Source organism: Catenulispora pinisilvae, assembly GCF_015356865.1.
Classification (GTDB): Bacteria; Actinomycetota; Actinomycetes; order Streptomycetales; family Catenulisporaceae; genus Catenulispora; species Catenulispora pinisilvae.
On the sequence record NZ_JAAFZA010000490.1, the window covers coordinates 1 to 1,677 of the forward strand.

Sequence of the window (1,677 nt, forward strand, 5' to 3'; positions counted from 1 at the left end):
GGGCGCATTTCATTAACACGCTGACTTGATCTAGTGGCCGAGGGCGGCGGTGAGGCGGTCCGGGGTGCGCAGTGGTTGTTCAGCGGGGGTGAAGGCGAAGCCGAGGCCGGCCAGAGCGCGGATGGTGGCCGGGACGCCGTGGGCGATGGTGGTGTGGGCGACGCCGAGCAGGGTGGCGATGGCGGTCTGGGGCAGGCGGTGCCGGATCTGCAGTGCGGCGGCCAGCAGTTGGTGTCGGGTGGTGAACCCGCCGGTGCCGGGGCGGCGGCCGGGTGTTCCGGCCGGCGGCGCAGGTGGGGTCAGATATCGGACCAGGGCGTCGAAGTGGTCGTTGGTAAGGCCGGTGATCAGCGGTTGGCGCAGCCAGTCGGGGTCGGGCAGGGCCGGTCGCGGCGGCGGTGTCGGGGCCGGCGGCTCGGGGTGCAGGGTGTAGTTCAGGTCGCCGCGCCAGGGGTTGTGGTCGATGGGCAGGGCTTTGAACTGCGCGTCGGGGATCTCCCTGCCGGTGGGGTAGCTGCCGGTGTCCAGCTCGGCGTGGACCTGCAAGCCGGTGGTCGTGGTGGTGGCGGCGATGGTGTCGACGACCACTTGCAGGCTGGTCAGCGGCTGGCCGCGCCAGTTCCGGGTGATCGCCGAGAACAGCCGGTGCTCGATCTTGTTCCATTTGCTGGTGCCGGCGGGAAAGTGGCACACGCTGATCTCCAGGCCGGTCTGCACGGCCAGGGCCTGCAGTTCGGTCTTGAACAGCCGGGAGTTCGCGGCGTTCGACCCGCCGGCATCGGCGGTGATCAGCAGCCTGGTGGCGGTCGGGTAGCGCCGGCTGCCCTGGTCGTGCCACCAGCGTCGAATCGATTCCACGGCGAAGGCCGCGGTGCCATGGTCGGTCCCGACGTTCACCCAACCGGTGTTCGCGGTGATGTCGTAGATCCCGAACGGGATCGCGACCCCCAGCTCCGGAATCAGGAAACTGTGATCCAAGACCTCCACCGGGGCACCGGCCGGATGCCAGGTGCGCCCGGGGTTGGCGAAGTTCCCGACCATCTCCTTCTTCTTCGCGTCGATGCTGATCACCGGGTCCCCGGCGGTCAGGAACGCCGTGGCGGTGTCGTTGATGTGCCGGAACTGCGCGTCCCGGTCCGGATCGGCCGAGCCTTCCAGTACTTTGGCGTTGCCGCGCAGCACGAATCCGTTGGCGCGCAACAACTTGCCGACCACCGAGGCGCCGATCCGGTGCCCGGCCGCCGTCAACTCACCGGCCAGATCCCGGGTCGATAGCGTCGTCCACGACAACGGCCCCATCGGATCGCCCCGCCGCGTGGGCTCCACCAGCCCCAGCAGCGCCGGCACCAGCCCCGGATCGACCACCTCGGCGCTCTTGCGCCCCGCCCCCGGCCGCCGGATGCGCCCCAGCGGATCCGGCCCGGCCTCCAACTCCCACACCCCATCGCTGACAGTGGCCTGCGACAACCCCGAGGCCCGGGCCGCCGCGACCATCCCGCCATGGCCCAGCGCCCGCGCCACCGCCCCCGCGGCCAGCCGACGCTGCCGCTCGTCCAGATGCGGCAACAGCGACTCGAACACCCCTCGGAACAACTCGACCATCTCACCCGGAACCGTCGTCATACCATATGAACGACCCACCCAACGGGAAGTCACCTGTAAAACAAATGCGCCCCC

1 protein-coding gene is annotated in these 1,677 nt (G+C 69.9%); it reads right to left on the reverse strand.

Annotated features, from left to right (window positions below; all coding sequences use genetic code 11):
* Window positions 1–30: 30 nt before the first annotated feature.
* Window positions 31–1,602, reverse strand: a complete 1,572-nt coding sequence (locus IZR01_RS49090) for an ISAzo13 family transposase (RefSeq protein WP_438939680.1) — start codon at window positions 1,600–1,602, stop codon at window positions 31–33.
* Window positions 1,603–1,677 lie beyond the last annotated feature (75 nt).

Coding starts and splice junctions, on each gene's coding strand:
- IZR01_RS49090 (WP_438939680.1), bottom strand. CDS start 1,602: ATGGTCGAGTTGTTCCGAGGGGTGTTCGAGTCGCTGTTGCCGCATCTG.